Source organism: Saccharomonospora halophila 8 (assembly GCF_000383775.1).
In the GTDB taxonomy this organism is placed as follows: domain Bacteria; phylum Actinomycetota; class Actinomycetes; order Mycobacteriales; family Pseudonocardiaceae; genus Saccharomonospora; species Saccharomonospora halophila.
The window spans coordinates 8755-13133 of record NZ_KB912503.1; the positions used below are offsets into that span (position 1 = coordinate 8755).

Below are 4379 nucleotides of genomic sequence, written 5' to 3' on the forward strand. Positions count from 1 at the left end.
CGTGCGCGCCCCCGGCGTCGAGGTCGCCGCGGGCGCGCTGTCCGGGGGCAACCAGCAGAAGCTCGTCGTCGGCCGGGAACTGTCCGGCGACCCGGCGCTGCTGGTCGCGGCCCATCCCACCCGCGGGGTGGACGTCGGCGCGCAGGCCCTGATCTGGGACCGCATCCGCGCCGCGCGCCGCGCGGGACTGGCGGTGCTGCTCGTCTCGGCCGATCTGGACGAGCTCATCGGCCTGTCCGACACGATCCGGGTGATGCTGCGCGGACGGCTGGTCGACACCGCCGACCCGGCCACGGTCACCCCCACCGAGCTGGGCTCGGCGATGACCGGTGCGGGCGGGGAGCGGGACGCCGTGGGGGAGGAGATCGCATGAGTACCTGGCGCACCGCCCTGCTGCCGCCGGTGCTGGCGATCGCGTTCGCGGTGGTGCTGTCGTCCGTGGCGCTGGTCGTCTCCGGGGCCGATCCGCTGCACGCCTTCGGCACCATGGCCGCCCAGCTGGGCGAGGGCACGACGTCCGTGGACACCGTCAATCTGGCGACCGTGTACTACCTCGCGGGCCTCGCCGTGGCCGTCGGGTTCCAGATGAACCTGTTCAACATCGGCGTGGAGGGCCAGTACCGGTTCGCGGCCGTGGTGGCCGCGATCGTCGGGGCGGCGATGGAACTGCCCCTCGTGCTGCACGTGCCGGCCATCCTGGTGGTCGCCGTGCTCTCCGGCGCGCTGTACGCGCTGCTGCCGGCCGTCCTCAAGGTCACCCGCGGGGTGCACGAGGTCATCACGACGATCATGCTGAACTCGATCGTGTTCGGCATCGTCGCCTGGCTGATCAACCCGGACAACTTCGGGCAGTTGCGGGGCAACAACGTCAGCACCCCGGAGATCGCCCCCAGTGGCCGGATCCCCGGGATCCCGTTCGGCGAGGCGGGGACCGTGTTCGGTGCGGTGTTCGGTGCGGCGGCACTCGGATTCGGCTACTGGTACCTGCTCAACCGCACGCGGTTCGGCTTCGAGCTGCGCGCCAGCGGCGAGTCGCCGAGCGCGGCGGCCGCGGGCGGCGTGGACGCCAAGCGGATGACCGTGACCGCGATGTTGCTGTCCGGTGCCGTCGCCGGGCTGATCGCGATGCCGGAACTGCTCGGCCGCGACTACACCTACGCCATGACCGCCACCCAGGGATACGGCTTCACCGGGATCGCGGTCGCGCTGCTCGGCCGCAACCACCCGGGCGGGATCGCACTCGGCGCGCTGCTGTGGGCCTTCCTGGACAAGTCGGCGGTGTCACTGGAGAGCATCGGCGTCCCCCGGGAGATCGCCACGATCATGCAGGGCACGATCGTGCTCGCGGTCGTGGTGGCCTACGAGATCGTCCGCCGCGCCGAACTGGCCGCCGAACAGCGCCGGGTGGGGCGCAACCTCCGCGAGGGCGGGCCCGCGAGCGTCCACGAAGGAGGTGCGGTGTGAGCACCACGGTCGACACCGGATCGCCGGGTGCGGTGACGGAGCCGCCCTCCCGGCCGAAGCGGACGCTGCCCGGCTGGGCCCGGGCCGCGTTGTGGGGCGTCGTGGCGGTGGCGATGCTGGCCACCACCTCGTACCTCACCGGGATCGACGCGCTGACCTCGGGCAACACCGCGCAGAACGCACTGCGGCTGGCGCTGCCGATCCTGTGCGCGGCACTCGGCGGACTGTGGGCCGAACGGTCCGGGATCATCAACATCGGCCTCGAGGGCATGATGATCCTCGGCACCTGGGGTGCCGCCTGGGGTGCCTACCACGGCGGTGTGTGGGCCGGGCTGCTGGCGGCGATGGTGTTCGGCGCCCTCGGCGGGCTGCTGCACGCGGTCGCGACGGTGACCTTCGGGGTGAACCACATCGTCTCCGGTGTGGCGATCAATCTGCTCGGCCTCGGGGTGGCGAAGTACCTGGCGAACCTGGTGTTCGAGCCGCTGTCCGGGAACCCGAGGCAGTCGCCCCCGGTGCCGAAGTTCGACACCTACTCGGCGACGTGGCTGGCGGACCGGCTCGGCGAGCTGGAGGCCGCCCGGCGGGTCGGCATCTCGGACGTGGCCGGTCTGCTGCGCGGACTGGTCACCCAGGTCTCGCCGCTGGCGATGCTCGCGCTGCTGCTGGTTCCGGTGAGCTACCTGGTGCTGTGGCGGACCCGGTTCGGGCTGCGGCTGCGGTCGTGCGGGGAGAACCCGGTGGCCGCCGAGTCGCTCGGCGTCAACGTGTACCTGCACAAGTACGTCGCCCTGCTGATCTCCGGCGCGTTCGCGGGGATGGGCGGTGCGTCGCTGGTGCTGCTGCCGGGCGGGGCCGACTACCTGGAGAATCAGACCAACGGGCGCGGTTACATCGGCCTCGCAGCGATGATCTTCGGCAACTGGCGGCCGGGTGGCCTGCTGGGCGGTGCCGCCCTGTTCGGCTATTCGGACGGCCTGCAGCTGTCCGGTGGTGGCGAGGCCGTGCTGGCGCTGTGCTACGGCGTGGTGCTGCTGCTCGTCGTGCTCGCGGGGTGGCAGCTGTACCGCAGGCGGTGGGTCGCGGCCGGGCTCGCGGCCGCCGGTGCGGTGGCGCTGTATCTGCTGTACTGGACCAACGACGAGCTGCCCCGGGAACTGATCCCGTACACGCCGCACTTCGTGACGATCATCGTCCTGGCCGTGGCGGCGCAGCGACTACGCGGCCCGCGGGCCCTGGCGATGCGGTACCGACGGGGGGAGGGCGATTAGGTCATGACCGCCTCCGACGAACCGGAACCCGGTGCGGACACCGACGCGGATACCGACGCGGGCGTCGACGTGGACACCGACGCGGGCGTCGACGTGGACACCGACGCGGGCGTCGACGTGGACACCGACGCGGGCGTCGACGTGGATACCGGCGCGGGCGCCGATGTGGATACCGGCGCGGGCGCCGATGTGGACTGGGAGCGGCTGCGCGCCGCGGCGGTGTCCGCGGCGACGCGGGCCTACGCCCCGTACTCCGGTCTGGCCGTCGGCTCCGCCGCGGTGACCGACGACGGGCGGGTGGTCACCGGGTGCAACGTGGAGAACGCCTCGTACGGCCTGGGACTGTGCGCCGAGGTGACGATGGTGGGCCAGCTCCGGCTCACCGGCGGCGGCCGGTTCGTCGCCGTGGCCTGCCGGTCCGGTGCCGGGGCGCTGCTCATGCCGTGCGGCCGGTGCCGGCAACTGCTCGTCGAGATGGGCGGTGGCGGCTGCCTAATGGACACGCCCCGGGGCGTGCTGCCGATGAGCACCGTCCTGCCCGACGCGTTCGGCCCGGAGGACCTGCCGTCGTGAGTACCGAACCCTTCGCCGCCGTCGACGTCATCCGCACCAAACGGGACGGACACCGGCTGAGCGACGCCCAGATCGACTGGGTCATCGACGCCTACACCCGCGGTGTGGTGGCCCCCGAACAGATGTCCGCGCTCGCCATGGCGATCCTGCTGCGAGGTATGGACCCCGCCGAGACGGCCCGGTTCACCGGGGCGATGCTCGGCTCGGGGGAGCGGCTGCGGCTGCGCACCGACCGCCCCACCGTGGACAAGCACTCCACCGGCGGTGTCGGCGACAAGATCACGCTCGCGCTGGCGCCACTGGTGGCGGCGTGCGGTGCCGCGGTGCCGCAGATGTCCGGTCGCGGCCTCGGCCACACCGGCGGGACCCTGGACAAACTGGAGTCGATCCCCGGCTGGCGGGCCGAGCTGCCGCTCGCCGCGATCGAGCGGCAGCTCGACGAGGTGGGCGCCGTGGTCTGCGCGGCGACGCCCGAGCTGGCCCCGGCCGACCGCGAGCTCTACGCGCTGCGCGACGTCACCGGCACCGTGGAGTCGGTGCCGCTGATCGCGAGCTCGATCATGAGCAAGAAGATCGCCGAGGGTGCGCGGAGCCTGGTGCTCGACGTCAAGGTCGGGTCGGGGGCGTTCATGAAGACCCCGGCGGACGCCCGGGAGCTGGCCCGGACGCTGGTCGACATCGGCACCGCCCACGGCGTGGGCACCGGCGCGCTGCTGACCGCGATGGACGCGCCGTTGGGTTCGGCGGTGGGCAACGCGGTCGAAGTGGCCGAGGCCGTCGACGTTCTGCGCGGGGGCGGTCCCCCGGACGTCGTCGCGCTGACCCTGGCGCTGGCGCGGGAGATGCTCCGGTTGGCCGGGCTGGGCGAGGTCGACCCGGAACCCGTGCTGGCCTCCGGGCGGGCGTACGAGACGTGGTGCCGGATGATCCGGGCCCAGGGCGGCGATCCCGGGGCGACGCTGCCGGAACCCGCACACGTGCACGTCGTCACCGCGGACGAGGCAGGCGTGCTCACCGGGCTCGACGCCTACGCCGTCGGGGTGGCGGCGTGGCGGCTCGGTGCCGGCCGCA

Annotated in this window: 4 protein-coding genes and 1 pseudogene; all 5 read left to right on the forward strand. The window is 72.9% G+C overall.

All coding sequences use genetic code 11. From position 1 onward, the window contains the following. Positions 1-373 (forward strand): annotated as a pseudogene (locus SACHA_RS20405) (heme ABC transporter ATP-binding protein); the annotation flags it as partial. Further along, positions 370-1464 (forward strand): ABC transporter permease, encoded by a 1095-nt coding sequence (locus tag SACHA_RS0105280; protein ID WP_019807747.1) that lies wholly within the window; start codon positions 370-372, stop codon positions 1462-1464. The pseudogene SACHA_RS20405 and the gene SACHA_RS0105280, both read left to right, overlap by 4 nt. Beyond that, on the forward strand, positions 1461-2735 hold the full coding sequence (locus SACHA_RS0105285; protein ID WP_019807749.1) for an ABC transporter permease: 1275 nt from the start codon (positions 1461-1463) through the stop codon (positions 2733-2735). The genes SACHA_RS0105280 and SACHA_RS0105285 overlap by 4 nt, the downstream gene beginning before the upstream one ends. Before the next feature lie 165 nt (positions 2736-2900). After that, entirely contained in the window at positions 2901-3308 is a 408-nt protein-coding gene (locus SACHA_RS0105290; RefSeq protein ID WP_028662907.1) for a cytidine deaminase, read from the forward strand. Next, on the forward strand, positions 3305-4379 hold a 1075-nt coding region (locus tag SACHA_RS20410; protein WP_019807752.1), incomplete at its 3' end, for a thymidine phosphorylase. The genes SACHA_RS0105290 and SACHA_RS20410, both read left to right, overlap by 4 nt.